Genomic DNA, 26,050 nt, shown 5'->3' with positions numbered 1-26,050 from the left:
GACCAGTCTCGCCTCTGGCCATCCGGACGGGCAGGGGCTACCTTCTGCCCGCAACGACCGGAGACACTTGCATGGCCCTTCCCGACATTCAGTTCATCACGCCCGATCCCGCCGCGCTTGCCGCGCATACCGGCCGTGTCGTGGTCTTCGCCGATCTCACCCTCGATGCCGAGGCAAAGCGCGTCGACCGCTTGATGCGCGGCGCGCTGACCCGTGCGGTTACAGCCGACAGCTGGGACAGCGTGAAGCCGGGCGAGGGGCTGACACTGGCTTTTCCGACGGGCCTTTCTGCCAGCGCCGTGCAGCTGATCCGTTTGCCGCGCAAGGCCGATGCCGAGGTTCTGCTCAAGGCCGGGGCCACCATCGCCAAGGGGCTCAAACCCGAGGGCGCGCTGGTGCTCGCCCGTCTGGTCAAGCCACTGCCCGCGCTGATCGAAGGCCTTGCGCTGCGCAGCTATGTCTATTCGCGCAAAGCCGAAGCGCCCAAACTGCCGGGCACCATCCAGATTGCGCATCCCGAACCCGAGGCAACCGCCACGCTCTGCGCCGAGGTGCTGGGCCGGGCCGAGGCCGTGCATTTCACCCGCGATCTGGTCAATGATCCGGCCAATATCCTGACCACGACCGAATTTGCCGACCGGCTGCTGGCGATGACAGCGATGGGGCTGAGCGTCGAGGTGCTTGACGAGCCTGAGCTGGAAAAACTGGGCATGCGCGCGCTTCTGGGCGTCGGGCAGGGGTCGGAAAGTCCGACGAAGGTTGTCGTTATGCAGTGGAAAGGCGCCGAAGGCGCGCCGCTGGCACTGGTTGGCAAGGGCGTCGTGTTTGACACCGGCGGCATCTCGATCAAGCCGGCGGGCGGCATGGAAGAGATGATCATGGACATGGGCGGCGCGGCGGTGGTCGCCGGGACCATGCGCGCGCTGGCGGCGCGCAAGGCCAAGGCGCATGTCGTCGGGCTGGTCGGGCTGGTCGAAAACATGCCCGACGGCAAGGCGCAGCGCCCCGGCGATGTCGTCACCTCGATGAAGGGCGATACCATTGAGATCATCAACACCGACGCCGAAGGCCGTCTGGTGCTGGCCGATGTGCTTTGGTACGCGCAGGAACGCTTCGCGCCCCGCGCCATCGTCGATCTGGCGACGCTGACGGGGGCCTGTCTTGTTGCGCTTGGCTTTGAAAATGCAGCGGTTTTCTCTAATGATGACCCGTTCTGCGCGGATCTGTTGAAAGCCGCGCAAACCCAGGGCGAGGGCGCGTGGCGAATGCCGCTGAGCCCGGCGTATGACGCGCTGATCAAGAGCCGCATGGCCGATATGAAGAACACTGGCGGACGCTATGGCGGGGCGATCACCGCAGCGCAGTTCCTGCAACGCTTTATCAAGGACGGACAGCCCTGGGCGCATATCGACATCGCGGGCGTCGCGTATCCGTCGACCGACACCACATTGGCGCCCAAAGGTGCCTCGGGCTGGGGCGTGCGCACGCTGGACGCGCTGGTTCGGGCCAAGTTTGAAGGCTGACGCATGGCGGTTGCCAAATTCTACCACCTGACGCGCGATCCGGTTGAAGCCTTGCTGCCGGTGCTGGTCGGCAAGGCCATTGAGATCGGGTTGCGCGTTGCGGTGCGGGGCACCGATCAGGCGCGGATGGAGGCGCTGGACCGCACGCTCTGGCATGGCGACGGCTTTCTGCCGCATGGCATGGCAGGCGGTCCGCATGACGCGGACCAGCCGTGTCTTTTGGTCTGCGATACGCGCCCGGCCGACGCTTTGCCCAACGCGCCGGGATGTCTGGTGACCCTTGACGGGGCCGAAGTTGCGGCGATCGAGGCGGCGGCGGTCGAGCGGCTTTGCGTGGTCTTCGACGGCACGGACGAAGACGCCGTCGTCCGCGCACGGGCGCAATGGCGCAGCCTGACCGGCGCGGGGATCGAGGCGGAGTACTGGAGCCGCGAGTCCGGGCGGTGGGAGTGCAAGGCGAAGCATCCGAAGTGAAGAACCCTGCGCAAGCCGATGGCTATAAAGGGAATTTTTATCTTTTGGGGCGAGCGCTGGCCGTGATCAGAATCCGCGAAATCCGGTGCAGGCAACCGTACAGAAAAGCCCGGTATGTGTTCTTCTTCAGGGGATTCATGGCGCGATTCTGCTGACGTTACCTCTGCTGCGCTCCAGCCTGCCGCCAAAACATTTACCGAAAGTGAATCGCTGTTCCCGCGTGATGCGATGCCGGGCGACCGCTGGTTCGCACCCGGAAAAGTGTTGTGACAGGGTTAACGTTCACGCGTAAGCCCTTGAAAAACATCAACCCGGTCAGCTGTCCCATCGTGGGACACCCCTTCAACCCGCGTTCAGATCCTCAAACCGCCAGCCGCGCCGGATCATCTCGTCCAGCATCGGTTCGGGCGTCCAGAGCTCGGCATCCAGCACCGCGGCGGCGCGCAATTCGTGCCGCAGGACCATCGGCCCCAGCGCGTCGGCTTCGGCCAGCGGACCGCCGCGCCAGTTCGGCCAGCCCGCCCCAAGCACCAGCGCCAGATCCACGTCTGAGGGACGCGCCGCATGCCCGTCTTCCAATAGTTTGGCCGCCGCGTTGACCACGGCCAGCAGGATCAGCCGCTCGACAGGCAGCGGCAAGGCGGCGCGTTCAGCGGCAACCTCGCCGTGGTCCAGCCCCGGCGGGACAATCCCGGTCGCGGTCAACTCGCCCACACTGACCCCGGCGGCCCGCAGCCGCGCGGCGGCCTGCGCCGTCGCCCGGATCAACGGCGCCAGCAGCGGCCCGCCGCGCGCGCGCAGCGGGGTGAGCCGCATCTGCAATGCCATCCCGGCGACGGCGTCGATCGCAGCCGCCTTGTTGCTGACGATCTCGCACAGCCGGGTCGGGCGGGTCGGTGCGGGCACGAGGGTTACCGCGCGGGGGTGCCGCTCGCCCGCCGGTGACCACAAGGCGAGCGGCACCACGTCGGGCAGTTGCGCCGCCAGCCAGTCGATGTGCGCCGCATCGGCCAGCGCCACGCCGATGGGCTGATCGGGCTCCAGTGCCAGGCGGCCCGAAACGCGGGTCCAGTCGGCTTCGGCCTCGGCCTCGGTCAGACGCCCCGCCTCGACCAGATCCAGCTGCGCCTCGGCCACGGTTTCCAGCGCGTCGGCCAGCGTCGCGCGGTCCTGGCCCATCAGGATGACCGGAGCGCCTTCGTGCAGCATCACCGGCACCCAGCGCGCGGCCTGTTCCTTGTCCAGCGCAACGATGACCGCGCCGCTGGCCGGGCGCGGGACCGGGTGCAGGGCACGGCGCGCGGCCCGGGCGAGATGGGCCAAGGCCCGCGCTTCGGGTCGGCTGGCGGCGTCGGCGGCGCGGATGACGGCAAAGTCGAGCGCCTGTTCGGGGGGCAGCAATTGCGCGGCCTCGACACAGTCGACCAGCCAGTGATCGGCCATCGATGCACTGAGAAACGGCGCGGGCAGGGCGGCCCGCGCCTCGGCCACGGCGGAGCGGAAGCGGTTGGCATCGGCCAGACCTGGGCGCGGATCGGCAACGCTGGTGCCATCGGCCAGCCCCAACGCGCGGTTGATCGCTGCGGCCAGCAACCCTTCCTTGTGCACGGCGTCGATCAGACCGGCTTTCTGTGCCTTTTCGGCGGACCATACCGCGCCGTTCATCAGGCGCAGTGCCGGTCCGGCACCGACGCGCCACGCCAGCCGCACCGGCCCGCCCGCAGGCGGCACACGCCCGGCGCGAAGCTCGGGGCAGGTGAACACCGCCCGAGGACCGGACACGCGACCCGCCGCTGCCAGCGCGACCATCAGCCCGCCACCCGAGACCCGCCCGCGCAGGGCGCAGACCACGGGTTTGGGCGCGCGCTCGATCAGGGTGCAGAGCGCCGCGAGCGCGGCAAGGCTGGCTGGGGTCTTGTGGCGGCCCGGTCCCGGCGGGGGCAGGTCGTCATGCGGCCCCAGACAGAAATCCTCGGACGACGTCAGAACGATTGCACGAGCCGCGGGGTCTGCCGCCGCCTCGACCACCGCCCGGTGCAGCGCTGTGATCAAGGTCGGGCTCATGCGATTGCCGTCTGGTCCGCTCAGGACCAGGATCGCGACGCTGTTTCGGTTGCGACGCGCGACAACAGGGCTTTGTTCCGCCTTCGGATCACTGTCGGTCGCGGGTTGACGGTTCACTGCGGCTCCTGGTTACTGTTTCGTCATTAGACGAAAGAGCACGCAGGCTGGCAAGACTTGCTGATGAAAATGAGGCTTGGTGTGGTGGCTCTGCCACCAAAATCATCAACACTGGTTGAGGCTTAGGGCGCGCAGTCCCGGCAGAACGGGGTTGCGGGCAGCAAGTCCAGCCGCTCGGCGGCGATGGGGGTGGCGCAGGTCACGCAGACCCCGTAGCTGCCTGCGTCCAGCCGCGCGAGCGCCGCGAAGATCATGCGCAACTCGGCACGTCCGTCATCCCCGATCGAGGTGAGAACCTCATCGTTTTCGCGTTCGGTGGCCATCTCTTCCCAGTCACGCGACTGGTGCGAGAGCAGTTCATCCTCGATCCCATGCAAACGCTGGTCAAGTTCGGCCAGTCTGGCGATCAGTTGGGCTTTTCGGCGGGACAAAGCTTCGGCGGGCAACTGGGTCACGGGGGCCTCCTTGTGCTGGGTTGCGCCAGTGTACGGGGGGAAGGCACCGCAGAGCATGATCCATATCAATACGGCCTTTGTAACAGCGGCGCAGGACCGGGCATCCTGCGTCGGTTCGCCACGCCGGGCAGAAATAAACATTCAAATCTTGCAATGTGAATTTTGTCGGTTATATTGCCCCTAACAGTCAGAGCAGGGAGACCGCGATGCAACCGGAAGTTTACGGCTTTTTCGACGAAGCGACCTTCACCATCACCTATGTCGTCCGCGACCCGTCCAGCACCAAATGCGCCATCGTCGATTCCGTGCTTGATTTCGATTATGCCTCGGGGCGGACCGATACCCGCTCGGCCGATACGGTGATCGCCTTTGTCAAAGAGAAGGGGTTCGAGGTCGAATGGCTGCTCGAAAGCCATGTCCATGCTGATCATCTCTCGGCAGCGCCGTATCTGCAGCAGGCGCTGGGGGGCAAGATCGGTATCGGCGAGAACATCAAGGTCGTGCAGGACACCTTCGGCAAGGTGTTCAACGAAGGGACCGAGTTCCAGCGCGACGGCTCGCAGTTCGACCGGTTGTTCAAGAACGGCGACAGTTTCCATATTGGCCAGATGCGCGGCGACGTGCTGCACACGCCGGGGCATACGCCGGCCTGCCTGACCTATGTGGTGGGCGATGCGGCCTTTGTCGGTGACACGCTGTTCATGCCCGATTTCGGCACGGCACGCTGTGATTTTCCCGGTGGCTCGGCCGAGACGCTCTATGAGTCGATCCAGAAGATCCTTGCGCTGCCCGATGCGACGCGGATCTTTGTCGGTCATGACTACAAGGCGCCGGGGCGCGACGAATACGCCTGGGAAACCACCGTTGCCGAACAGAAAGCTTTCAACATTCACGTCGGCGCGGGCAAACCCGCCGAGGCGTTTGTGTCCATGCGTACGGAACGGGATTCCACGCTGGCGATGCCACGTCTGATCATTCCGTCGCTACAGGTGAACATGCGCGCCGGGCAGATGCCGCCGCCGGAAGACAACGGTGTGAGCTATATCAAGGTGCCAATGAACGGGCTTTGAACGTCACGATCAGCCCGGTCAGCACAAGAACCGGGCACTGAAACGGGAAGATAACCATGGATATCGATTGGATCTGGGGCCTCGTCGGGGGCCTCATGATCGGCGCTGCGGCGTCGTTCTATCTGCTGGGCAGCGGCCGGATCATGGGCGCGTCGGGCATCATCGGCGGTCTGGTCGACCGCTCAGGCTGGAGCACCTGGGCCGAGAGGCTCAGCTTTATCGCCGGTCTGGCCCTGGTGCCGATGGTGCTGCGCGGGTTCATGGCAGAGCCTGTGCAGACCAACATCACCACCAACCTGTCGGCCATCGTCGCGGCAGGGCTGCTGGTCGGCGTCGGTACGCGGCTGGCCAACGGCTGTACCTCAGGACACGGGGTCTGCGGCATCTCGCGGCTGTCGATGCGCGGGATCATCGCGACGGTGTTCTATCTGATTGCGGGCGGGGTGTCCGTGATCGTTTTCCGCCATTGGCTTTCGGTGATCTGACATGATGCGCAATCTCTTCTCCCTCTTTGCAGGCGGGCTGTTTGGCACGGGCCTGCTGATCTCGGGCATGACCAACACCGACAAGGTGCAGGGCTGGCTGGACATTTTCGGCGACTGGGACCCGACGCTGGCCTTTGTGCTGGGCGGCGCGATCCTGCCGATGGCGGTCGCGTGGAACATCGCCTCGCGGCGGGCAAAATCGCTGCTGGGCAGCCCGCTGCCGGGCAAGCCGGGCACCGAGATCGACGGCAATCTGGTGATCGGGTCGCTGATGTTCGGTGCAGGCTGGGGGCTTGTGGGACTGTGCCCGGGTCCGGCCATTGCCTCGATCAGCTGGGGCGGGATCGGCGGTTTGGTCTTCCTTGCCGCGATGCTCGCCGGTATGTTGCTTGCACCCGCCGTGCGCACGCGTGTCAACGCCGTCGCCGCTGCGATCCGCTAACGAGCCAGGAGCCGCCCTTATGGACATCCGTCCGCTGACCGACAGCTACAGCGTCACCCCGCAGATCCTGCCCGAGGATATCCCGGCCATTGCCGCCGCGGGCTACACCACGGTGATCTGCAACCGCCCCGATGGCGAGAACCCGCCCGAATTGCACGCCGACACCCTGCGCAGCGCGGTCGAGGCGGCGGGGATGGGGTTTGTGGTCAACCCGGTGGTCGGCGGCGCGCTGACCATGGAGAATGTTGAGGCGCAGCGCGAGGCGATCGACGCCGGTGGCAAGGTGCTGGCCTATTGCGCGTCGGGCAACCGGTCATCGGTCGTCTGGGCCCTGGCCAATGCCGGACGGCAACCGACGGATGACCTGATCGCAGCGGGGGCGCAATACGGCTACCAGCTGGGGCAATTCCGCGAGCTGATCGACCGGCTGGCGAACGGGTAGGCGCGGCGCTCAGGCCCATCGAGGGCCTTCGCGCCGCTCGGGGGCGCTGCCCCCGCCGGGCCGTTCCGGCCCGCCCCCGGGATATATCAGGCATAAAGTTGGACAAGGTTAACGAAAAGTTAAGCCCCAACTTTATGCACTAAATATCCTCGGGGGTGAATTCGCGACAAGCGAAGAAGGGGGGCTGAAAGCCCCCTTTTTACGTCGCCACAAGCACCGTGCTCATTCGCGGAAGCTGCGGCTTTCCTTGATCTGGTCCCAGGCCCAGACGACCTCTTGCAGGCGTTCCTCATCCGCGCGGTTGCCGCCGTTGAGGTCGGGGTGCAGGTCCTTCACCAGGCTTTTATACTGCTTGCGGATTTCGGCGCGGCTCCAGGTGTCGCGCGCATCCAGCACTTCCAGCGCCTTGCGTTCCGTGGCTGGCAGTTTGCGCGTTGCTCCGTGCGGTCGGTTGCTGCCGTCGGGCCGACGCTGCGTCGCCTTGTCACCCAGCACCTGAAACGGATCGTCGATGCCATGACGCGACCAGTCGCGCGCGTCGCCGTTGTCAAACGGTTTGGACGCACGGCCCCAGACGCGGTCGCGTTCCATGGTGTCTTGCATTTCGCTCTCGGTCTGGCCCGAGAAGAAGTTCCACTTCAGGTTATATTCGCGCACATGGTCCTTGCAGAACCACAGGTAGTCGTCCAGCGCGTCGGGCGAGCGCGGTGCGCGGTATTTGCCCGGCAGACCGCAGCCCGGGTGCTGGCACAGCCGGGCCGAGGTCTCGACCGCGCCGGACATCCCGCGCCGACCCTTGGTGCGCTTGGCCTTGTCAGTGGAAGCGCGGATATCAAAGTTGAAAGGATCGCGAGTCATAAGCCTGCCGATGGTATGTCTGGTGCCGCTGCAGGGGTCAGAATGACCGGCCTGCGAGTCGGAGGCGTTAGTGTACCTGTTTGCAACTGCAAAAGGGAAGGGCTGCGGGCAAACCGATCGCATGCAATCGCCCCGGTCTGCCTGAGTACCAGCGCCGCGCGTCAGTTAGCGGTGCCGGTCTCATCCGCCGCATTGAGCGGGCGCAGCACCGGTTCGGGGCGTTGCGCCGCGTCAGCGCGCAGCATGGCACCCGAGCGGAACAGCGGTTCCTGGCGGCGGGCAGCGGGTTCCGGCACCGGCTCGCGGCGCGGTTCCAGTTTGAGGCGTGCGGGCGCCTCACGCGGCTCGTCGCTGTGCACAGCCTCTTGCACCGCAGCCAGCGCGGCCCCGGCATCGGGCCGGGCGGCGCCCAGTTCGCGGGCAAACACCATCACCACCTGTTGCGAGACCCGCGCCGCGCCAAAGCGCGAGCGTTCTTCGCAGGGCAGGGATTCCGTGCGCAGAAACTGCCAGCCACCGGCGGCCTCGGCATTGATCCGCTCGGCCAGCGTGTTGGCAAACCGGTCTGCGGTGGTCTTGAGACCTTTGGATTTCACCGCGCGCACTGGCGCGGGGACGACCTTGTATTCGAGCATTGGGTGTTCCGAAAGGTTTTGGGCGTTGTGCGGCAAACGGGTCGGATTTGCAAGCTGCGCCTGACCCGACCGGCTGACCGCCGCTTGCCCGGCCTGCGTGGTGATACCAGCGATGCGCCGGCTCTGCGCAGATTATTTCACCGTGGCCACAGGCATGTGATTGTCAGCTCAACCGGGCCGATGCTAGCGTGATCAGGCGATTTTACTAGGAGGGATTGTCAATATGTCTGTTCGTGCTCTGATAGCGCCGGCGGTTTTCGCCGTTTTTCTGACCGGGCCTGCGGTGGCGCAGCAGCCGCTGACCGGTGTCGTGACCGGCTCTGATGTTGCCCGCATCACCCAGATCGCTGCCGTCTACGGCACGATTGACCGGCGCGAAGACGACGCGGGTGTCTGGCTGCGCGGCGAGATGGATGACACCGTTTATTCGATCTCGTTTCTGAACTGCAACGACCAGCACCAGAACTGCAACTCGGTCCAGTTTCGCGCCTGGTGGGAGTCCAACGGCGCGCATACCGTGGACGCGATGAACCAGTGGAACCAGGACAGGCGCTTTTCATCGGCCTATCTCGACAGTCGCGGCAATGCGACGATCGAATGGGACGTGAACCTTGCGCATGGCGTGCCGGCAGCCAATTTCGACGATTCCGTCCAATGGTGGCGTACCGTGATGCGGCAGTTCCGCGAGGAAGTCATCGAGCCCGGCTTCGCCATCCAGGGCGGCGGTCAGTCGCCCAACTCCCCGTCACGCGACAAGTAAGCCGCTCAGCTTTCTTGCGATGCGCATTGGGGCAGGGCGCGGGTGAACTCGGCGATCTCGCGGCGTTTCGCGGGATCGCGCAGCGGCGGCCAGTCGGCAGCGACCCCGCCGCGATCCGTCACCAGCACACCGTCGCGCGACACCGCTGATGTGGCAATGCGCACGGCGCAGCTGAGATTGGCCGCCCCGTCATAAAGGCCGTCTTCGGGCAACGCGCAGCCATGGTAGCGCGCCGTGGCCGGCGAGATCTGCAGCAAGCCGTGATACGCACCACCGCCGCCCGAGGCGCGCGGGTTCCACGTGCTTTCAAACCGCGCCAGACCCGAGAAGAACGCGACATAAAAGCCCGCGCGCTGGCTGGGGGTGGCATCGGCATAACCGGGGCAGAAGCTGTCGATGTCATCGGGCACCGATACGACCATGGCGCTGCCATCGGTCAGCAGGGCCTCGATCATGGCGGCGTTCCAGACCGCAGCCTCGGGGCGGTGGTTCCAACGGGCGGCGACTTCGGGCGTGGTCTGGTCGGCCGGCAGTGCAGCGCACGCGGCGACAAAAGGCAGGGCGAGAAGGGCGAGGCGCATCAAAGGATCCAGTGTTTGCTGGGGTCTCTCATGCGCCGCCCCCCAAATCTGCGCAATCCATGGCAGGGTTTGGCACCCGCGCCTGCGCGGAAACGCGCCGGGCGGATATCCGCCGCCCGTTGAATTTGCAGCACTTAAGGACGGCTGGCATGGCCCAGAACCATAGCGGCCGCTCGCCAATTTGCTGCCGGTCCGGTCTGAACCGGGGCAGCTGGCAACGGCAACAGGCAGTCCGACCCTGCCGCGGTCAACCGTCCGCCGTTCAGATCCAGCCCGCATCGACGCCGATTGCGCCCTATGCCCGCGTTTCAGCCCGAAGCCGGGCAGCCCTTGCCGAAAACCGCTTTTCACTGCGGGCAAGGCGCACTAGAACCGGGACCGTGATTGCCAAGGACGGACCCCATGCTCGATCTCAGCTATGAAGCCCCCAAGCCCAAAGTGATCTCCGGTGCCACCGGCGATTGGGAACTGGTCATCGGGATGGAGATCCACGCGCAGATTTCGACGCAGGCCAAGCTGTTCTCGGGCGCTTCGACCACCTTCGGGGCCGAGCCCAACTCGAACGTGTCCTTCGTGGATGCGGCGATGCCGGGGATGCTGCCGGTGGTCAATGAATTCTGCCTTGAGCAGGCGGTGCGCACCGGGCTGGGCCTGAAGGCGCAGATCAACCTGCGCTCGGCCTTTGACCGCAAGAACTATTTCTACCCCGACAACCCCCAGGGCTATCAGATCAGCCAGCTCTATCACCCCATCGTGGGTGAGGGCGAAGTGCTGGTCGAGCTGGGTGCGGGCGTCGCGCGGCTGGTGCGCATTGAGCGTATCCACGTCGAGCAGGACGCGGGCAAATCGATCCACGACATGGACCCGAACATGTCCTTCATCGACCTCAACCGCACCGGCGTGCCGCTGATGGAGATTGTCTCGCGCCCCGACATCCGCGGGCCGGAAGAGGCCGCCGCCTATGTGCTCAAACTGCGCCAGATCCTGCGGTACTTGGGCACCTGCGACGGCAACATGCAGAACGGCAACCTGCGCGCCGACGTGAACGTCTCGGTCTGCCGTCCGGGCCAGTATGAGAAGTATCAGGCGACGCAGGACTTCGGCCATCTGGGCACGCGCTGCGAGATCAAGAACATGAACTCGATGCGCTTCATCCAGCAAGCCATTGATTATGAAGCTCGCCGCCAGATCGCCATCCTTGAGGATGGAGGCAAAGTCGATCAGGAAACCCGGCTCTACGATCCCGACAAGGGCGAGACGCGCTCGATGCGTTCCAAGGAAGAAGCGCAGGATTACCGCTACTTCCCCGATCCCGACCTCTTGCCGCTGGAAATCGAGCAGGGCTGGGTCGATGACATCGAAGCCACCATGCCTGAGCTGCCGGACGCCAAGAAAACCCGCTTCATGGGTGACTTCGGCCTGACCGATTACGACGCCAACGTCCTGACCGCCGAGCTGGAGCACGCGGCCTTCTTCGAGGCCGTGGCCAAAGGCCGCGACGGCAAGATCGCGGCCAACTGGGTGATCAACGAACTGTTCGGGCGGCTGAACAAAGAGGGCCTGAGCATCGACGCCAGCCCCGTCTCGGCGCAGCAACTGGGCGGCGTGGTCGATCTGATCAGCAGCCAGGTCATCTCGGGCAAACTGGCCAAGGATCTGTTCGAGATCCTGTGGACGGAAGGCGGCGATCCCGCGCAGATCGTCGAAGAGCGCGGCATGAAGCAGGTCACCGACACCGGCGCGATCGAAGCGGCGGTCGACGAGATCATCGCGGCCAACCCGGCGCAGGTCGAAAAGGCCAAACAGAACCCGAAACTGGCGGGCTGGTTTGTTGGGCAGGTGATGAAATCCACCGGCGGCAAGGCCAACCCGGCAGCGGTCAACGCGCTGGTGATGCAGAAACTGGGGCTGTAAAGCCCCGGTTTTCGCAGCGGCTGCGCCAAGCTCGCCCTGTATTTGGTGTTGACGGGCATCGCGCAGCCTTAATTGCTGCGCCCGCCTGCGCGCTCAAGTTCACTTGATAGACGGCCAATGTCGTCTCTTGGGTGCTTTGCGGTACCAGGTATCAAGGGTTCTGCGCCGCATACCTCGCAAGAATGGTTGTGTAGCGATTTGCGCGATCACGCCAGTCCTGCAGTCTTTCTGGCACAACCAACTCTTCGTTCAATAGCGATTCATTCAGTAACTTCACCGTCGCAGTCGCCAGATCTGGCGGACAACAGCCATTACGTTTGATCTGCCCAAAAGCCAGAGCCAGATGGATCTCCATCCAATCCCTCGCCATAACCGCGCGGGCCTCGGGATCGCGCGGGTTCCAGCCCATGCGCAGCGCCGCATCTTCGGGCGTCAGGCGGGCATAGCGTCGCCAGTCGCTCCATATATCCGCACCTGTGTCGCTGCCATGCGGCGACAGGCCATCGGTTTGCGACCAGTCTTCGGGGCGATCCAGGATCTTCCGGGCCTCCGGGTGCATCCTGTTCCATTTTATGTCGAGCAAGGACCAGGGGTCTTCTAACGCGCGCCGCCGCGTCTTTTCGCTCCATGCTGCGTGGATCAGGTCGGAGATGGGGGTCTCCAGGTCGGTGTCGAGTCCGCGCCAGTTGTCAAACCAGGTCAGAAAGGCGGCAGTATCGAAGTCGTCTGTTTTTTTGATTGACCGATTGAACGCCCATTGCACGGCATCGCGCACATCATGCTTCGCTTCACGCAGGGCTTCCCTGCTCCAGCCAGAACCCGAGATTCCGACGGCATCCGATACGTCGAAGCGTGTCGTCGGGAATTGTATCCTCAGTTCCCGCCGCTTCCTGAAAAACGTCGATTTAGCGGTGAGTTGAAGGGGTGCGAAGTCAGTCGAGCCACCCAGACTTTCCAGAAAAACGAGCAAAGGGCTATGTCTGACGGGGGCATCGCCATTGCAATAGACGGTCAATTCGATCTGGTGGAGCGCGTCGCCAAAGTCAGGCAGCTCAATTTCGATCAGTTCGGCAAGTGGTCGCCACGGTCCAGGCCCAAAGCTGCGGTTCGTGCGGCCGAATGCTCTGAGCTTCATCGTTACGCCTGCTCGCGACAAGAATGATACCGGGTTTCGCGGGTGCGTCTCCTTGGGTTAGGGTATGAGCCCACCAGCTCCTTGTCAAAAACTCCCGAAGGCGACCCGGCAAGAGCCAACGCAATCGCGCAGGAGGTAATCGGCCAGTCGCTGTCTCAACCTGATACAGCCGGGCAGTTGCACCACGCCTGACGAAAATTGCCCCTGGCAGTCAGAAGGGGGGTGCCACTGTTCACGCGGTCAAATCGTTGGCTTCTTTCCTTGACGCAGTCCAACGATGTGCCTGTTCGGCAGCCGCCTCGGGGTTCAGACGAAAGTAGCCTTTGCCGTTCGCCAAATTTTGCGCGTCTGACGAGAAAAGGGGGCGTGTTGCGCGCTGGTCCGCAATGGCTAGATCCGGCTTCGCCAACTGAACACCGCCTTGTTTTCCAACCCCAACCGCCCTACCGTCCCCTCGTCGCGCGGTATGGATCGCGCGGTCAGGCTCCGTCGCAGTCAAAGGCTCCGGGCCATTTCCCCCAGTCACAGGTGTCTCATGAAACTCAGCGCGCCGACCCAAGTCATTTTTCTGATTTCCCTCGCCATCACCGTCATCGGCATACTGGTGGCTCTGGCCATCATCCCGACCTTGCCGGTTTCCGCGTTCTGGATCGTTGTCGCGGGCTATGTCGTGCTGGCGGCGGGCTGTTTGCTCAAGCGGGTCTGATCGCGCCCAGCCACGCGTCAGGTGCTGAATGGGTAAAGGGCGGGTTAATCCCCGCCCTTTACCCATTGATTTTGCTCAATTCTGAAAATGTCCCATCAGGGGACATCCGGCGTCACTCGGGTAGATAGGCCGCCAAAACGACCTCCAGCATCGCCACATCCGGCACAACCGTGATCAGATCGCGCAAAAAATCCGGCGCGAAACCCTGCGCGATCACATGCTCGATCAGCGCCAGCAGCGGCTGCCAGAACCCGTTCTGATCCACCAAAACCACCGGCTTCTTGTGCAGCCCGATCTGCGCCCAGGTGACGACCTCGAAGAACTCGTCCAGCGTCCCCGCGCCGCCTGGCAGCACGACGATCGCGTGCGAGTTGGCGAACATTACCTTCTTGCGCTCGTGCATCGTCTCGGTGATCACCAGCGTGTCCAGATCGGCCCGCGCCACCTCGCCCTGCATCAGATGGGTGGGGATCACCCCGAAGGTCTTGCCGCCCGCCGCCTGCGTAGTCCGTGCGGTCTCGCCCATCAGCCCGATGTCGCCCGCGCCATAGACCAGCCGCCAGCCGCGCCGCGCCAGCATCGTGCCGGTATCATGGGCGGCCTGCATCATCGCGGGATCGCTGCCGGGCCGCGAGCCGCAGAACACGCAGACCGAGGGAGGGAAGGCTGGCATGGGCGTCCTTTCGCAAGACCTTGGGGCAAGAATAAGTGTTCACCCATAGATACGGGCGTTGTATGAAGGGAACAAGAGCGGTCCCGACACGGGGAGACAAGGTTGATGTCGCGTTACCTGGTATGGATCCTGGGCAGTGGTACACTGGCCGCAGGCAGCGCGGTTGCCGTGTGGCTGGCCATGGGCATGCAGGACGACCGGGTCGCTGTTGCGCCGGAAGCGACGCCGGCCACCCCCGCGGTTGCGCCTGAGCCAAGCACGCCGCCGGTTGCCGAAGAGCCAGCCGTTGTCGCCCCCGTTCCCCCCGGTTTTGACGTTGTGCGCGTGGCACGCGACGGTGCGGCGCTGGTGGCCGGATCGGCGGCGCCGGGGGCGGCGGTTGTCCTGCGGGTCGATGGTGTCGAGCGGGCGCAGACCTCGGCGGATTCAGCCGGGCAGTTCGTGGCGATCTTTTCGCTGGAGCCGTCGGACGTGCCGCAGGTCATGACGCTTGAGATGCTGGATGCTGCGGGGCAGGTGATTGTCGGCGAGGATACGGTGATCCTGACGCCGCGACCGGCAGACGCGCCGGTGCAGATCGCCGCAGTGGATCAGCCTGCAGCGGATACGGTGGGACTGCAAACTGCGGTTGACGGTTTGCGCACCGCCGATCCTCAATCCGAGCCATTGACCGGTCCTTCAGAGGCCGCGACCTCCGGTGAGGTTGCGGACCCAGCCAGCGCCGACACCGCGGCAACGCAGGCGCAGGGCGTTTCCGAAGGGGGGGCGACAGAGCCCGCGCCAGTCGAGGTGGCCTCCGCGCCCGAGGCGGAGCCGTCGGCACCCCCGGCTCGTGACGAACCAACGACCGAGGTCGCGACAGACACCACTGCGCCCGAGAGCGTGGAAAGCAGCCCCGTCGCAGGAACCGAGAGTGCAAGCGCCACGCCAGACGACAGCGCACCGGACACTGAAGGCCAGACCATCGCGTCGGACGCACCGCAACCCACCAGCGACCAACCCGCAGTGCAGGCACCCGTTCCGGGTGCTCCTGCCGCTGACCCGGCAGAGGCCGCGCCGCTAGAGATCGCCTCGGCAGAAGCCGGGACGCGCCCGACCGGCGCTGCGCCGTCTGAAGGGGGTGCTGCCGCGCCGCAGACCGGGCAAACGGCCGAGGCCAGTGCTGACCCTGTGCAAACGGATCCGGTGCCGGACCGGACCGGGCCTGAGACGGCTTCTGAGCCGACCGTGGTCGCCAGTGCCGACAGTGTGCCCGACTCCAGCCGCATGCCCTCGGCCTTCTTGCTGCGGGGCGACGGGCAGGTCACGGTTCTGGACCGCGCGCCCAGTGTGATGGACAATGTGATCATCGACTCGATCAGCTATTCTTCGGCAGGGGATGTCCAGATCGCGGGCCGCGCCGCGCGGGCCAATCCTGATGCCAATCTGCGCATCTATCTGGACAACCGTCCCATCGCCGTGGCGCAGGCCGAGAGTGGCGATTGGGCGTCGGACCTGCCGTCGATCGATCCGGGCGTCTACACGTTGCGGGTCGATCAGGTCGGCACTGACGGGCGGGTTGTTTCGCGCTTTGAGACCCCGTTCCAGCGCGAAGCCCCTGAAATCGTCGCCGCCGCGCAAGCCCGCGCGCAACAGACTGCGGCGGTGGAACAACCCGTGACCCAGACGGCGGCGGTGGAGCCTGAAGCGTCTGCCGAGTCCCCCGTTGGCGCGCGCCCGGTTGAGAGCGCGGCGACGACATCGCCCGCCGCCGGCACCGCGAGCACCGTTGCCGCGAGTGTACAGGAACCCGTCGCGCCTGCTGCTGATGCGACGCCCCTCGTGGTGACGCCCCGCACGCTGGCGCAGGAAACCCCCGAGGGGGCACCGGTCGAGCCATCCCGCGCCGCCGCGTCGATCGAAACCCCGGTCGTCACCGCCACGGCATCGGCCAGCGCGCCGCCGACCGCCGCTGCGCCGCAGGTGTCGCTGATCACCGTGCAGCCGGGCAATACGCTGTGGCATATCTCGCGTGAGCGTTACGGGCAGGGTGAGCGCTATGTCGTCATCTACAACGCCAACCGCAGTCAGATCCGCGATCCCGATCTGATTTATCCGGGTCAGATCTTTACCTTGCCGACGGAATAAGGCCCCACTGCACAAGGCGCGTGTGTCAGGCTGGTAAAGCCTGCGTGAAGGGATTACGTCTCTCTCCCACGCCAGCCCAGACAGCGAGCCCTATGTCCCGTATGCGAAACCGTCCCAGCTCGACCGCGCTGCCCTCCGACCCTTTGGAAACCGAGGCTTCGGGCCGTTCGACCATCGCCAAAGTGGCGCCGTATCTGTGGCCTGAGGGCGAGAACGGGCTGAAGATCCGCGTCGTGCTGGCGATGGTGGCGCTGATGGCGTCCAAGCTCATCGCGGTGGGAACGCCGATGATCTACAAGGCCGCCGTCGATGCGCTGGCACCCAATGTGCTGGACGCAGGCTGGCTTGTGGGCATCGGCGCGGTTGGTCTGACCATCGCCTACGGCATGGCGCGGCTGATGACCAACGGCTTCCAGCAATTGCGTGACGCGTTCTTTGCGGCCGTGGGCCAGCGCGCCTTGCGGCAACTGGCGCTGGAGACCTTCACGCATATCCACCGCCTGAGCCTGCGCTATCACCTGACCCGCAAGACCGGCGGCCTGAGTCGCGTGATCGAGCGCGGGGTGAAGGGCGTCGATTTCCTGCTGCGCTTCTTGCTGTTCTCGATCGGGCCGCTGGTGCTGGAACTGTTGATGATCGGCATCGTCATGCTGGTCTTGTTCGACGCCTGGTATCTGGCGGTGATCATGGTCACCATCGCGCTCTATGTCTGGTTCACCTTCACGGTGACCGAATGGCGGGTAAAGATCCGACGCGAGATGAACGAGCAGGACACCGATGCCAACCAGAAAGCCATCGACAGCCTGCTCAACTTTGAAACCGTCAAGTATTTCAACGCCGAGAACCGCGAGGCGCAGCGCTATGACGGCGCGATGGCGGGGTATGAGAGTGCCGCGTTGCGCACCGCCTATTCGCTGACGCTGCTCAATTTCGGGCAGGCCGCGCTGATCACCACCGGCTTGGTGGTGGTGATGGTCATGGCGGCCATCGGGGTGCAGAACAACACGCTGACGGTCGGCGATTTCGTCATGGTCAACGCCTATATGATCCAGATCACCATGCCGCTGAACTTTCTGGGCACGGTGTACCGCGAGATCCGGCAGGCGCTGGTGGATATGGGGCAGATGTTCGGGCTGCTGTCGCAGGCCCCTGACGTGGTTGAGAAACCCGGAGCCAAGCCGTTGCGGCTGGCGGGGGGGCATGTCCGGCTGAACGACGTGGCCTTCTCGTATGAGACCGAGCGCGCTATCCTGAAAGGCGTAAGCATCGACGTGCCCGCCGGGCAGACCGTGGCGCTGGTCGGGCATTCGGGCAGCGGAAAGTCGACCATCGGGCGGCTTCTGTTCCGCTTTTATGACGTGAGCGGCGGCGCGCTGACCATCGACGGGCAGGACATCCGCGACGTGACGCTGGACAGCTTGCACGCGGCCATTGGCGTGGTGCCGCAGGATACCGTGCTGTTCAACGATACGATTTATTACAACATCGCTTACGGCAAGGACCACGCCACGCGCGACGAGGTCGAGGCGGCAGCACGCTCGGCCAAGATCCACGATTTCATCAGCAGCTTGCCCGAGGGGTACAACACCCAGGTCGGCGAGCGTGGGTTGAAACTGTCGGGTGGCGAAAAGCAGCGGGTGGGGATTGCCCGGACGCTGCTGAAGAACCCGGCGATCTTGCTACTGGACGAGGCGACCTCGGCGCTGGATACGCAGACCGAGCATGACATTCAGGACGCGCTGGCGGCGATGGGCAGGGGGCGCACGGTGATCACCATCGCGCACCGTCTGTCGACGGTGGTCGATGCCGACCGGATCGTGGTGCTGGAAGCGGGCGAGGTGATCGAAGAGGGCACCCATGCGCAGCTGCTGGCACTGGGGCAGCGCTATGCGGCGATGTGGGCGCGCCAGTCGCATGAGGGCAGCTCGCACGAAAGCCTGAGCGCGCCGGTCTGACGGCGACGCGGAAACGCCGCGCTCAGGCCCCCGCAAGGGGAGCCTTCGCGCGGCGTGTCGGGGCGCTGCCCCTCCGGCGCTTAACGCGTCAGCTGCGCGAAATCGGGCAGGTCGAAAAGCCGAAGATCCGGTAGAGCGGGCAGGTGCCCATCAACCCGGTGACCAGCGGGATGATCCCGACCAGAAACAGCCAGCGCAGGCCAGCGTCGGGGTACAGGAAGAACCCGGCCAGCAGGGCGAGGCCGAGGATGATGCGAAGGCCGCGGTCGATCGTGCCAACATTGCGCGAGAACATGGGGAAACCCTTTCCAGATTTGTGCCACCGCCGTCTTACCACGTCAGCGCCGTCCGGGTCTGTGACGTGATCACCGCCCCTGCGGTTATAGCGCCACGGCGAGGCGGCGCAGCGCCGCCGGATCGAGCAGCGCGACGCGTCCGCGATCCGTGCTGACCATCCCGCGCTTGGCCATCGCTTCCAGCCTGCGCGAGACGACCTCACGCGCCGAGCCGATGCGCGCGGCGAGGTCGGCGTGGGTCGCCTCGACGATGCCCTCATGCCCGCCCAGATCCAGCAGCGCGCCCGCCAGCCGCGCCTCGACCCGCGTGAAGGCGACGCGCTCAAGGAGTTGGGTCATGTCGTTCATCCGCGTCGCAAGCGCGTGGAAGACGAAGCCGCGAAACGCCTCGGACCGGGCCATGAGGGCATGGAACAGTGCGCCGGGGATCACCGCGACGCGCACCGGCCCGATGCAGACCGCCTCGCCGGAATAGGCGTCATCGCCCAAAAGGCCCAGCGTGGTCTGGATGCAGCTTTGGCCCGGCTCGACGGCGTAGAGCAGGATCTCGCGCCCGTTGGGGCCGGTGAGGCTGACCTCGATCCGGCCCGAGAGCACCATGGCAAAGCCCTGCGGGCGGTCGCCGGGGGAAAACAGATGCGCACCGTCTGGCAGCACCTGAACGGGCAGGGCGTCAAGACGCGCGCGGTCCTCGGCATCCAGTCCGGGGAGCGCGGTGCCTGCCCAACCCATCAGGCGCGCCCGCGTTTCTCGAAGCGGGGGAGCATGGCGGAGAAGTCCGTGCCTTTGCCGTCTTCGGCCTCGACGAATTGCTGATAGAGCGCGGCGGCCAGCTGGCCCATCGGCGTATCGGCATCGGCGCTTTCAGCTGCTTGCTGGCTCAGGCGCAGGTCTTTGAGCATCAATTCCGCAGCGAAGCCAGGCTTGTAGCCGTTATCCGCAGGCGATTGCGGGCCAACACCCGGGGCGGGGCAATAGGCGTTCATCGACCAGCTGTAGCCTGACGAGGTCGAGACCACATCGAACATCTTCTGGCGGTCCAGTCCCAGCTTGTCGGCCAGCGCGAAGGCTTCGCAGGTCGCGATCATGGTGACGCCGAGGATCATGTTGTTACAGATCTTGGCCGACTGGCCCGCGCCCGCCGCGCCGCAATGCACGGCCTTCTGGCCCATGATGTCAAAGAGCGGCTGCACGGTGGCGAAGGCCGCATCGCTGCCGCCGACCATGAAGGTCAACGTGCCGTTGGTCGCCCCGCCCGTGCCGCCCGAGACCGGCGCGTCCAGCGCGCCCAGCCCTGCGGCCTCGGCCTGCGCGGCGACGGCTTTGGCGCTGTCGACATCAACCGTCGAGCAATCGCAGAGCACCGCGCCGGATTTCATCGCCGGGATGATCTGATCGGCCACCGCGCGCAGGATCGCGCCATTGGGCAGCATGGTGATGACGACGTCTGCGCCCGTGGCCGCCTCGGCGGCCGAAGCAGCCATGGTTACGCCCGCGGGCGTGGCCTGGGTGTCAAAGCCGGTGACAGAGTGCCCGGCCTTGATCAGATTGGCGGCCATGGGCGCGCCCATATTGCCCAGACCGATAAAGGCGATGTACATGATGCTCCTCCTCAAAAGCGGGGGGCCGAGCGTGGGCTCGGCCGGATCTCAGCCAAAACTCAGCTCGTCGCGGCCCAGCGTGGCCAGCAGTGCGGCGACCTCGGCGATGGTAACGTCGGCGGGATCGGCGTGCTTCCAGTGCGGGGTGCGGTCCTTGTCGATGATTTGCGCGCGCACGCCCTCGATGAAGTCCGAGTGTTCCATCGCCCGCCAGGTCCAGCGGTATTCCTGCTTGAGCGCCTCTTCCAGCGAACGGGGCGAGGGGCGCAGCAAAGCCAGCGTGCTGGCCATCGACAGCGGCGAGTTGCGTCCGATTGCCTTGAGCGCCGCTTGCGCGAAGGCGCTGGAGTCGGTGCGCAGGGAGTCGATGATCTCGGTCACGGTCGAGGGCGCAAACAGCCGGTTGATCCGCGATTGCTCAACCGCCATCGGGCTGGCCGGATCGGCGTGCCGGGGCAGGGCGCTGACATCGCCGGTTTCGATCAGCGCAGCCTTGGCGCCGTCCCACGCGGCCTCAGGCACGAAGCGGTCGGCGAAACCGGCGTGGATCGCGTCGCCCGGCCCCATGCGCGCAGCAGTCAGCGCAAGATAGACCCCCAGCTCGCCGGGCGCCTGACCCAGCAGCCAGGTGCCTCCGACATCGGGGATCATGCCGATGCCGCATTCGGGCATCGCCATCTGCGTGCTCTCGCCAACGATCCGGTTGCGCGTGTGGCAGCCATAGCCGACGCCGCCGCCCATAACGAAGCCATGCATGAAGCTGACCACGGGCTTGGCATAGGCGGCCAGCAGGCAGTTCATGCGGTATTCATCACGCCAGAAATCGCGCCCGGCGGCGTAGTCACCGCGCTTGCCCGCCGCCGTCACCTGCGCGATATCGCCGCCCGAGCAGAACGCCCGCTCGCCTGCGCCGTCGAGAATGATCACCGACACTTCGGGGTCGTCCGCCCAGTCGAGCAGCGCCTGCGTGGTCTGCAAACAGATGCCATGCGTCAGTGCGTTCAGCGCCTTGGGTCGGTTCAGCGTCAGACGACCGGCACGGCCTTCTTTGCGCACGATCACTTCGGGTTCAGACATGGATTTCCCTTAGCCGCGTTCGGCCAGCAGCGCCCGGACGGTGATCAGGCGCATGATTTCATTGGTGCCCTCGAGGATCTGATGCACACGCAGATCCCGCACAAGCTTTTCGATGCCATAATCGGCCAGATAGCCATAGCCGCCATGCAATTGCAGGCACTGATCGGCGATGCGGCTGCCGGCTTCGGTGACGAATTTCTTCGCCATGGCGCAGAATTTGGTCGCGTCGGGGGCTTTGGTGTCCAGCTTCCACGCGGCCTGACGCAGGAAGGTCCGCGCCGCCTGCAGTTCGATCTCCATGTCAGCAAGACGGAATTGCAGCGCCTGAAACTGGTCGATGCTTTTGCCAAACGCCTTGCGCTCGCCCATATAGGCCAGCGTCTGGTTCAGCGCTGCCTGCGCGCCGCCAAGGCTGCAGGCCGAGATGTTCAGCCGCCCGCCATCCAATCCGATCATCGCGTATTTGAACCCGTCGCCTTCGACCCCGACGAGGTTGTCGAGTGAGGTCTCGCAATCATCGAACTGCACCTGCCGGGTGGGCTGGCTGCGCCAGCCCATCTTGTCCTCAAGCCCGCCAAAGCTGAGCCCCGGCGTGCCCTGCTCGACGACCACGGTCGAGATGCCCTTCGCCCCCGCATCGCCGGTGCGGCACATCACGACATAGGCGTCGGAGTAGCCGCCTCCCGAGATGAACGCCTTGGTGCCGTTGAGCCGATAGCCCGTGTTGGTCTTCTCGGCCCGCGTGCTCAGCGCCGCCGCGTCCGAGCCCGCACCGGGTTCGGTCAGGCAATACGACAGCAGTTTTTCCATCGTCACAGCGGGCGCAAGGATGCGGGCTTTCACGTCTTCCGAGCCGAACTTGTCCAGCATCGCCGCGCACATGTTGTGGATCGACAGGAAGGACGCGACCGAGGGGCAGGCCATGCTCAGCGCCTCGAACACCAGCGTCGCGTCCAGCCGCGTCAACCCGGTTCCGCCGTTGTCTTCGCTGACATAGAGCCCGCCCAGCCCCAGCTCGGCCAGTTTCGGCCACAGATCGCGCGGGATCACGCCCTCGGCTTCCCACTGGCGCGCGAAGGGCGCGATGTGTTCCTGCCCAAAGGCATGGGCCATGTCGAATATGGCGGTCTGCTCGTCGCTCAAGGCGAAATCCATGCGCGGTCCTCTCTCCCCCAAGAATTGAACGCATGTTTAATTCTTGATTGTTGCAGGAGTTTTGCAGCGCGCCGGGACAAGCGCAAGGGGAGGCAGGTTTTGGCGCAGCGTCACGACGGAAAGTGCCCAAGGCACTGACCCGTCAGCCCGCGGCCGAGAGCAGTTCGTCCATCCGCCGCTCGGGCTGGCCCAGAATATCCAGCGCGTCGGATTCGTGGCGCTGGATGGTGGCCATGACCGAGGGGACGCCCTGCCACGAGCGCAGCACCAGCTTGGCCATCTCATAGCCTTCATCATGGGGAGCATAATAGACCAGCAAGGTCTGGATACCGTCAGCGGGCCGAAAGATCGCCGCTTTTTGCGCTTGCAGGGCCATCAGGCGGACAAAGTCGAATTCGAAACCTGTCACCGCCGAAAGGTCCACCAGTTGCATCTGTCCGGGACGTCGCTGTGGATCATTGATGTAATCGCCGATCACCGCGACGCTTTCATCAAGCGTCACGAACCCTTCATAGCGCACATAGACCAGCGCGCGGTCGGGCAGGATACGATACGTCGCGGACAAGATGCACTCCGGCAACCGGTGGCTTTCGCTCAACGTATCGCGAAAATCCCCCAGTGCGAGCCCCAACTTGACCGCGACGTCAGGTTTTTAACCAGCGACGATGACCCGCGCGCGCATCGACGGGTGAACGGCGCAGAAATAGTCAAACGTACCGGCATTGGCGAAGGTCAACGTCGCGGTCTGGCCCTGCGACAGGCGCCCGGTGTCCATTCCGGCGGAACGGAACGTGGCGGTGTGCGGCATCGAGTCATTGTTGGTGAAGGTGATGCTGTCACCGCGCGCGATGGTGATCTCGGCCGGTGAATAGGCCATGCCTTCGATGGCGATGTCATGGGTGGCCGCATGTGCGCGGCCGGCAAGGGCAAAGGCCAGCGGCGTGGCGGCGAAAAGGGCGAGCGTCGAGCGGCGGGTCATCGTGGTCATAGAAAGCCTCCGTGGAAGAAACGGCTCTGCCTTGCGCAGAACGTGGATGCATCTTGCGCCAGCACGGGCGTCGGTACAGTTCCCTAGGGAACAGCCCTGAGAATCTCTGCCATGCCGGGTCGGCTAACTTGGCTCCATCATCAAGTACTCCTCATATAAACGCAACGGGACGGATTTCCGCTGCCATCACGGCACTTTGATAGGGGTTGCGCGGTTGTGAAGGCGCAGCCGAGCCTTTGGGGGTATCGGCTTAGACCGTTTGGGTGATGCGGTCGTCTGGACGGTGTGGCGGTGTATCGCGACTTGCCCTGTCCCTGGAGGAATTATGGACCGTCGCAGTTTCACCACCCGTGCGCTTGCCGCCGCTTTGGGCGTCACCGGCCTGAGCGTGACTACACTCAATCCGCGCATCGCCCGCGCCGAACAGGCCACGCTGACGCCGCTCGCCACCGCGTCGCTGACGCGCGGGGGGCGCGTGCAGGCCGAGATTTACGCCGGACCCAGTGCGAATGAGTTCTACGTGATGACACGTCGCGGCCGCGAAGAGGTCTGGCAGCTCATCGAGATCCCATCGGGCGCTGATCGGGCGGTGCGGGCGATGGTCGAGGAAGGCCGCGTTGGCGTGACCTTCGAGCAGGGCAGAACCCGCGTCGAAGCCGAGGTGGCGCTGCGGCAATCGGGGCAGACCGTCAGCTTCAGCCTGAGAAATGGCGATCAGTTGATTGAGGGCTCGGGGTCTGCGCCATCGACGGGTGAGCCGTCGTCGCGGCTTGCTCTCCCTGGCCTTGGTTTAGTCATATCCCTCATAGTTGCCCTGATCGGGGCGGCGCTTGTGGGTCCGGTTCTTACTGCCGTTTACGAGATGCGCGCACGGTGCGAGCGGCCAGACTGCGGCTTTATTATTCGAGGCAGAGGTCAGGTGCCCAGCCCGATTGTGGAAGTTCCCGGTCGCTGAGCGCGGCGATCTTGGGCTTTGGTATCCGGGCCGCCGACTGAGCGGCCCGGAAAAAGCAATGTCAGTCCATCGCCTTGAAGTTGAAGGCCGCGCCTTCCTTGATCCCGCTCGGCCAGCGCGCGGTGATCGTCTTGGTGCGGGTGTAAAAGCGGAACCCGTCCGGCCCGTGCTGGTTCAGATCGCCAAACCCTGATTTCTTCCAGCCGCCGAAGGTATGGTAGGCCAGCGGCACCGGGATCGGCACGTTGATACCGACCATGCCGATGTTGATCCGGTTGGCGAAATCGCGGGCAGTGTCGCCGTCGCGGGTGAAAATCGCGGTGCCGTTGCCATACTCGTGGTCGATCGCCATCTGGATCGCCTCTTCATAGGTCTGCGCGCGCACCATCGACAGGACCGGGCCGAAGATTTCGGTCTTGTAGATATCCATGTCGGTGGTCACGTGGTCGAACAGATGCGCACCGACGAAGAAGCCGTCCTCATAGCCCTGCAGCTTGAAGTCGCGCCCGTCGACAACCAGATCCGCACCCTGCGCCACGCCGGATTCCACCAGCCGCAGGATGTTCTCCTTGGCGGCGGCGGTGACGACGGGGCCATAGTCCACATCGTCGCCCGCGGTCCACGGCCCGACTTTGAGCGCCTCGATCTTGGGCACCAGCCGTTCGCGCAGGGCTTCTGCGGTACCTTCACCCACCGGCACCGCGACCGAGATCGCCATGCAACGTTCGCCCGCCGCGCCAAACCCTGCACCGACCAGCGCGTCGGCGGCCTGGTCCATGTCGGCGTCCGGCATGATGATCATGTGGTTCTTGGCACCGCCGAAGCACTGCGCGCGCTTGCCGCTCGCGGCGGCGCGGGAATAGATGTACTGCGCGATAGGGGTCGAGCCGACGAAGCCCACGGCCTGAATGATGTCGCTGTCCAGAATGCCGTCGACGGCTTCCTTGTCGCCGTTGACAACCTGCAGGATGCCATCGGGCAGACCGGCTTCCTTGCACAGCGCCGCGATCATCAGCGGGACCGAAGGGTCACGTTCGGACGGCTTGAGGATCATCGCGTTGCCCGACGACAGCGCCGGACCCATTTTCCACAGCGGGATCATGGCGGGGAAGTTGAACGGCGTGATGCCGGCGACGACGCCCAGCGGCTGGCGCATGGAATACATGTCGATGCCGGGGCCGGCGTTGTCGGTGTAGTCACCTTTGAGCATCTGCGGCGCGCCGATGCAGTATTCGATCACTTCCAGCCCGCGCTGCACGTCGCCCTTGGCATCTGGGAAGGTCTTGCCATGTTCGGACGAAAGCGCCTCGGCCAGCTTGTCCATGTCGCGGTTCAGCAGGCCAACCAGCGCCATCATCACGCGCGCGCGGCGCTGCGGGTTGGTAGCACCCCAGGCGACCTGCGCTTTCGCAGCCGAGGCAATGGCGGCGTCGAGTTCAGCCTTAGAGGCCAGCGCGACCTTGGCCTGAACCTCACCGGTGGCCGGGTTATAGACATCGGCGAAGCGGCCCGACGTGCCCGCGACCAGTTTGCCGTCGATCCAGTGTCCGAGTTCTTTCATA

Annotated in this window: 27 protein-coding genes; 12 read left to right on the top strand and 15 right to left on the bottom strand. The window is 65.0% G+C overall.

Annotated features, from left to right (window positions below):
- The first annotated feature begins 71 nt into the window (after positions 1 to 71).
- On the top strand, positions 72 to 1,523 hold the full coding sequence (locus tag EAE28_RS14400; RefSeq protein ID WP_127107459.1) for a leucyl aminopeptidase: 1,452 nt from the start codon (positions 72 to 74) through the stop codon (positions 1,521 to 1,523).
- 3 nt (positions 1,524 to 1,526) lie between these two features.
- Positions 1,527 to 1,997 (top strand): DNA polymerase III subunit chi, encoded by a 471-nt coding sequence (locus EAE28_RS14395; protein WP_127107457.1) that lies wholly within the window; start codon positions 1,527 to 1,529, stop codon positions 1,995 to 1,997.
- A 342-nt stretch (positions 1,998 to 2,339) separates the two neighbouring features.
- On the opposite strand, the gene EAE28_RS14390 is transcribed toward EAE28_RS14395, so the two are convergent.
- Together EAE28_RS14390 and EAE28_RS14385 are read right to left on the bottom strand one after the other, a co-directional pair.
- Positions 2,340 to 4,178, bottom strand: coding sequence for an enoyl-CoA hydratase-related protein (locus EAE28_RS14390; protein ID WP_127107455.1), 1,839 nt, complete (start codon positions 4,176 to 4,178; stop codon positions 2,340 to 2,342).
- Positions 4,179 to 4,300: 122 nt separating this feature from the next.
- Positions 4,301 to 4,633: a TraR/DksA family transcriptional regulator gene (locus tag EAE28_RS14385; protein WP_246022361.1), complete on the bottom strand. Its 333-nt coding sequence runs from the start codon at positions 4,631 to 4,633 to the stop codon at positions 4,301 to 4,303.
- A 206-nt stretch (positions 4,634 to 4,839) separates the two neighbouring features.
- Between EAE28_RS14385 and EAE28_RS14380 the strand changes: the two genes are divergently transcribed.
- From EAE28_RS14380 to EAE28_RS14365, 4 genes are read left to right on the top strand one after another with little or no spacing between them, the layout of a single operon-like run.
- Entirely contained in the window at positions 4,840 to 5,703 is an 864-nt protein-coding gene (locus tag EAE28_RS14380; RefSeq protein WP_127107453.1) for an MBL fold metallo-hydrolase, read from the top strand.
- 56 nt (positions 5,704 to 5,759) lie between these two features.
- Entirely contained in the window at positions 5,760 to 6,188 is a 429-nt protein-coding gene (locus EAE28_RS14375; protein ID WP_127107451.1) for a YeeE/YedE family protein, read from the top strand.
- Between the two features lies 1 nt (position 6,189).
- Complete coding sequence (locus EAE28_RS14370; protein ID WP_127107449.1) at positions 6,190 to 6,630, top strand: DUF6691 family protein; 441 nt, start codon at positions 6,190 to 6,192, stop codon at positions 6,628 to 6,630.
- A gap of 19 nt (positions 6,631 to 6,649) precedes the next feature.
- Positions 6,650 to 7,072: a protein tyrosine phosphatase family protein gene (locus EAE28_RS14365; RefSeq protein ID WP_127107447.1), complete on the top strand. Its 423-nt coding sequence runs from the start codon at positions 6,650 to 6,652 to the stop codon at positions 7,070 to 7,072.
- A gap of 222 nt (positions 7,073 to 7,294) precedes the next feature.
- Here EAE28_RS14365 and EAE28_RS14360 read toward each other — a convergent pair whose 3' ends face one another.
- Positions 7,295 to 7,930 carry a J domain-containing protein gene (locus EAE28_RS14360; protein WP_127107445.1) on the bottom strand — a complete coding sequence of 212 codons (636 nt, stop codon included), beginning with the start codon at positions 7,928 to 7,930 and terminating at the stop codon, positions 7,295 to 7,297.
- Positions 7,931 to 8,091: 161 nt separating this feature from the next.
- Positions 8,092 to 8,565 (bottom strand): DUF4177 domain-containing protein, encoded by a 474-nt coding sequence (locus EAE28_RS14355; RefSeq protein WP_127107443.1) that lies wholly within the window; start codon positions 8,563 to 8,565, stop codon positions 8,092 to 8,094.
- Between the two features lie 223 nt (positions 8,566 to 8,788).
- Between EAE28_RS14355 and EAE28_RS14350 the strand changes: the two genes are divergently transcribed.
- Positions 8,789 to 9,325: a YbjN domain-containing protein gene (locus EAE28_RS14350; RefSeq protein ID WP_127107441.1), complete on the top strand. Its 537-nt coding sequence runs from the start codon at positions 8,789 to 8,791 to the stop codon at positions 9,323 to 9,325.
- Positions 9,326 to 9,330: 5 nt separating this feature from the next.
- Here EAE28_RS14350 and EAE28_RS14345 read toward each other — a convergent pair whose 3' ends face one another.
- A complete protein-coding gene (locus tag EAE28_RS14345) occupies positions 9,331 to 9,906 on the bottom strand; it encodes a lytic transglycosylase domain-containing protein (protein ID WP_127107439.1) in 576 nt (191 codons plus the stop codon).
- 402 nt (positions 9,907 to 10,308) lie between these two features.
- On the opposite strand from EAE28_RS14345, the gene gatB reads away from it, so the two are divergent.
- Positions 10,309 to 11,820: an Asp-tRNA(Asn)/Glu-tRNA(Gln) amidotransferase subunit GatB gene (gene gatB / locus EAE28_RS14340; RefSeq protein WP_127107437.1), complete on the top strand. Its 1,512-nt coding sequence runs from the start codon at positions 10,309 to 10,311 to the stop codon at positions 11,818 to 11,820.
- A 151-nt stretch (positions 11,821 to 11,971) separates the two neighbouring features.
- On the opposite strand, the gene EAE28_RS14335 is transcribed toward gatB, so the two are convergent.
- A complete protein-coding gene (locus tag EAE28_RS14335) occupies positions 11,972 to 12,955 on the bottom strand; it encodes a hypothetical protein (protein WP_127107435.1) in 984 nt (327 codons plus the stop codon).
- 535 nt (positions 12,956 to 13,490) lie between these two features.
- Here EAE28_RS14335 and EAE28_RS23785 point away from each other — a divergent pair.
- Positions 13,491 to 13,661 (top strand): hypothetical protein, encoded by a 171-nt coding sequence (locus EAE28_RS23785; protein ID WP_164736639.1) that lies wholly within the window; start codon positions 13,491 to 13,493, stop codon positions 13,659 to 13,661.
- A 112-nt stretch (positions 13,662 to 13,773) separates the two neighbouring features.
- On the opposite strand, the gene EAE28_RS14330 is transcribed toward EAE28_RS23785, so the two are convergent.
- On the bottom strand, positions 13,774 to 14,334 hold the full coding sequence (locus EAE28_RS14330) for an LOG family protein (protein ID WP_127107433.1): 561 nt from the start codon (positions 14,332 to 14,334) through the stop codon (positions 13,774 to 13,776).
- Positions 14,335 to 14,439: 105 nt separating this feature from the next.
- On the opposite strand from EAE28_RS14330, the gene EAE28_RS24225 reads away from it, so the two are divergent.
- Together EAE28_RS24225 and EAE28_RS14320 are read left to right on the top strand one after the other, a co-directional pair.
- Positions 14,440 to 16,461 (top strand): LysM peptidoglycan-binding domain-containing protein, encoded by a 2,022-nt coding sequence (locus tag EAE28_RS24225; protein WP_246022360.1) that lies wholly within the window; start codon positions 14,440 to 14,442, stop codon positions 16,459 to 16,461.
- A gap of 101 nt (positions 16,462 to 16,562) precedes the next feature.
- On the top strand, positions 16,563 to 18,416 hold the full coding sequence (locus EAE28_RS14320; RefSeq protein WP_127107788.1) for an ABCB family ABC transporter ATP-binding protein/permease: 1,854 nt from the start codon (positions 16,563 to 16,565) through the stop codon (positions 18,414 to 18,416).
- Positions 18,417 to 18,504: 88 nt separating this feature from the next.
- On the opposite strand, the gene EAE28_RS14315 is transcribed toward EAE28_RS14320, so the two are convergent.
- The 7 genes from EAE28_RS14315 to EAE28_RS14285 all read right to left on the bottom strand — a co-directional run bounded on the left by EAE28_RS14315 (position 18,505) and on the right by EAE28_RS14285 (position 23,533).
- Complete coding sequence (locus tag EAE28_RS14315; protein ID WP_127107431.1) at positions 18,505 to 18,711, bottom strand: YgaP family membrane protein; 207 nt, start codon at positions 18,709 to 18,711, stop codon at positions 18,505 to 18,507.
- Between the two features lie 85 nt (positions 18,712 to 18,796).
- Positions 18,797 to 19,444, bottom strand: coding sequence for a Crp/Fnr family transcriptional regulator (locus tag EAE28_RS14310; RefSeq protein WP_127107429.1), 648 nt, complete (start codon positions 19,442 to 19,444; stop codon positions 18,797 to 18,799).
- Complete coding sequence (mmsB, locus tag EAE28_RS14305) at positions 19,444 to 20,313, bottom strand: 3-hydroxyisobutyrate dehydrogenase (protein ID WP_127107427.1); 870 nt, start codon at positions 20,311 to 20,313, stop codon at positions 19,444 to 19,446. The genes EAE28_RS14310 and mmsB overlap by 1 nt, the downstream gene beginning before the upstream one ends.
- A gap of 48 nt (positions 20,314 to 20,361) precedes the next feature.
- A complete protein-coding gene (locus EAE28_RS14300; RefSeq protein WP_127107425.1) occupies positions 20,362 to 21,390 on the bottom strand; it encodes an enoyl-CoA hydratase/isomerase family protein in 1,029 nt (342 codons plus the stop codon).
- 9 nt (positions 21,391 to 21,399) lie between these two features.
- Positions 21,400 to 22,545, bottom strand: a complete 1,146-nt coding sequence (locus EAE28_RS14295; RefSeq protein WP_127107423.1) for an acyl-CoA dehydrogenase family protein — start codon at positions 22,543 to 22,545, stop codon at positions 21,400 to 21,402.
- 142 nt (positions 22,546 to 22,687) lie between these two features.
- Positions 22,688 to 23,110, bottom strand: coding sequence for a hypothetical protein (locus EAE28_RS14290; protein WP_127107421.1), 423 nt, complete (start codon positions 23,108 to 23,110; stop codon positions 22,688 to 22,690).
- 87 nt (positions 23,111 to 23,197) lie between these two features.
- Positions 23,198 to 23,533, bottom strand: a complete 336-nt coding sequence (locus EAE28_RS14285) for a cupredoxin domain-containing protein (RefSeq protein ID WP_220443937.1) — start codon at positions 23,531 to 23,533, stop codon at positions 23,198 to 23,200.
- A gap of 325 nt (positions 23,534 to 23,858) precedes the next feature.
- On the opposite strand from EAE28_RS14285, the gene EAE28_RS14280 reads away from it, so the two are divergent.
- Positions 23,859 to 24,488 carry a hypothetical protein gene (locus EAE28_RS14280; protein WP_127107419.1) on the top strand — a complete coding sequence of 210 codons (630 nt, stop codon included), beginning with the start codon at positions 23,859 to 23,861 and terminating at the stop codon, positions 24,486 to 24,488.
- Between the two features lie 61 nt (positions 24,489 to 24,549).
- Here EAE28_RS14280 and EAE28_RS14275 read toward each other — a convergent pair whose 3' ends face one another.
- Positions 24,550 to 26,049 (bottom strand): CoA-acylating methylmalonate-semialdehyde dehydrogenase, encoded by a 1,500-nt coding sequence (locus EAE28_RS14275; protein ID WP_127107417.1) that lies wholly within the window; start codon positions 26,047 to 26,049, stop codon positions 24,550 to 24,552.
- Position 26,050: the final 1 nt, after the last annotated feature.

The organism is Pararhodobacter zhoushanensis, from assembly GCF_003990445.1.
In the GTDB taxonomy this organism is placed as follows: Bacteria; Pseudomonadota; Alphaproteobacteria; order Rhodobacterales; family Rhodobacteraceae; genus Pararhodobacter; species Pararhodobacter zhoushanensis.
The sequence above is the reverse complement of the archived record's forward strand: the minus strand, read 5'-3'. Positions and strand labels throughout refer to the sequence as shown.

What these genes read in the sequence shown, in the direction of transcription:
- EAE28_RS14400 (WP_127107459.1), top strand. Translation starts at nt 72, where the DNA reads ATGGCCCTTCCCGACATTCAGTTCATCACGCCCGATCCCGCCGCGCTT.
- EAE28_RS14395 (WP_127107457.1), top strand. Translation starts at nt 1,527, where the DNA reads ATGGCGGTTGCCAAATTCTACCACCTGACGCGCGATCCGGTTGAAGCC.
- EAE28_RS14380 (WP_127107453.1), top strand. Translation starts at nt 4,840, where the DNA reads ATGCAACCGGAAGTTTACGGCTTTTTCGACGAAGCGACCTTCACCATC.
- EAE28_RS14375 (WP_127107451.1), top strand. Translation starts at nt 5,760, where the DNA reads ATGGATATCGATTGGATCTGGGGCCTCGTCGGGGGCCTCATGATCGGC.
- EAE28_RS14370 (WP_127107449.1), top strand. Translation starts at nt 6,190, where the DNA reads ATGATGCGCAATCTCTTCTCCCTCTTTGCAGGCGGGCTGTTTGGCACG.
- EAE28_RS14365 (WP_127107447.1), top strand. Translation starts at nt 6,650, where the DNA reads ATGGACATCCGTCCGCTGACCGACAGCTACAGCGTCACCCCGCAGATC.
- EAE28_RS14360 (WP_127107445.1), bottom strand. Translation starts at nt 7,930, where the DNA reads ATGACTCGCGATCCTTTCAACTTTGATATCCGCGCTTCCACTGACAAG.
- EAE28_RS14355 (WP_127107443.1), bottom strand. Translation starts at nt 8,565, where the DNA reads ATGCTCGAATACAAGGTCGTCCCCGCGCCAGTGCGCGCGGTGAAATCC.
- EAE28_RS14350 (WP_127107441.1), top strand. Translation starts at nt 8,789, where the DNA reads ATGTCTGTTCGTGCTCTGATAGCGCCGGCGGTTTTCGCCGTTTTTCTG.
- EAE28_RS14345 (WP_127107439.1), bottom strand. Translation starts at nt 9,906, where the DNA reads ATGCGCCTCGCCCTTCTCGCCCTGCCTTTTGTCGCCGCGTGCGCTGCA.
- gatB (WP_127107437.1), top strand. Translation starts at nt 10,309, where the DNA reads ATGCTCGATCTCAGCTATGAAGCCCCCAAGCCCAAAGTGATCTCCGGT.
- EAE28_RS14335 (WP_127107435.1), bottom strand. Translation starts at nt 12,955, where the DNA reads ATGAAGCTCAGAGCATTCGGCCGCACGAACCGCAGCTTTGGGCCTGGA.
- EAE28_RS23785 (WP_164736639.1), top strand. Translation starts at nt 13,491, where the DNA reads ATGAAACTCAGCGCGCCGACCCAAGTCATTTTTCTGATTTCCCTCGCC.
- EAE28_RS14330 (WP_127107433.1), bottom strand. Translation starts at nt 14,334, where the DNA reads ATGCCAGCCTTCCCTCCCTCGGTCTGCGTGTTCTGCGGCTCGCGGCCC.
- EAE28_RS24225 (WP_246022360.1), top strand. Translation starts at nt 14,440, where the DNA reads ATGTCGCGTTACCTGGTATGGATCCTGGGCAGTGGTACACTGGCCGCA.
- EAE28_RS14320 (WP_127107788.1), top strand. Translation starts at nt 16,563, where the DNA reads ATGCGAAACCGTCCCAGCTCGACCGCGCTGCCCTCCGACCCTTTGGAA.
- EAE28_RS14315 (WP_127107431.1), bottom strand. Translation starts at nt 18,711, where the DNA reads ATGTTCTCGCGCAATGTTGGCACGATCGACCGCGGCCTTCGCATCATC.
- EAE28_RS14310 (WP_127107429.1), bottom strand. Translation starts at nt 19,444, where the DNA reads ATGGGTTGGGCAGGCACCGCGCTCCCCGGACTGGATGCCGAGGACCGC.
- mmsB (WP_127107427.1), bottom strand. Translation starts at nt 20,313, where the DNA reads ATGTACATCGCCTTTATCGGTCTGGGCAATATGGGCGCGCCCATGGCC.
- EAE28_RS14300 (WP_127107425.1), bottom strand. Translation starts at nt 21,390, where the DNA reads ATGTCTGAACCCGAAGTGATCGTGCGCAAAGAAGGCCGTGCCGGTCGT.
- EAE28_RS14295 (WP_127107423.1), bottom strand. Translation starts at nt 22,545, where the DNA reads ATGGATTTCGCCTTGAGCGACGAGCAGACCGCCATATTCGACATGGCC.
- EAE28_RS14285 (WP_220443937.1), bottom strand. Translation starts at nt 23,533, where the DNA reads ATGACCACGATGACCCGCCGCTCGACGCTCGCCCTTTTCGCCGCCACG.
- EAE28_RS14280 (WP_127107419.1), top strand. Translation starts at nt 23,859, where the DNA reads ATGGACCGTCGCAGTTTCACCACCCGTGCGCTTGCCGCCGCTTTGGGC.
- EAE28_RS14275 (WP_127107417.1), bottom strand. Translation starts at nt 26,049, where the DNA reads ATGAAAGAACTCGGACACTGGATCGACGGCAAACTGGTCGCGGGCACG.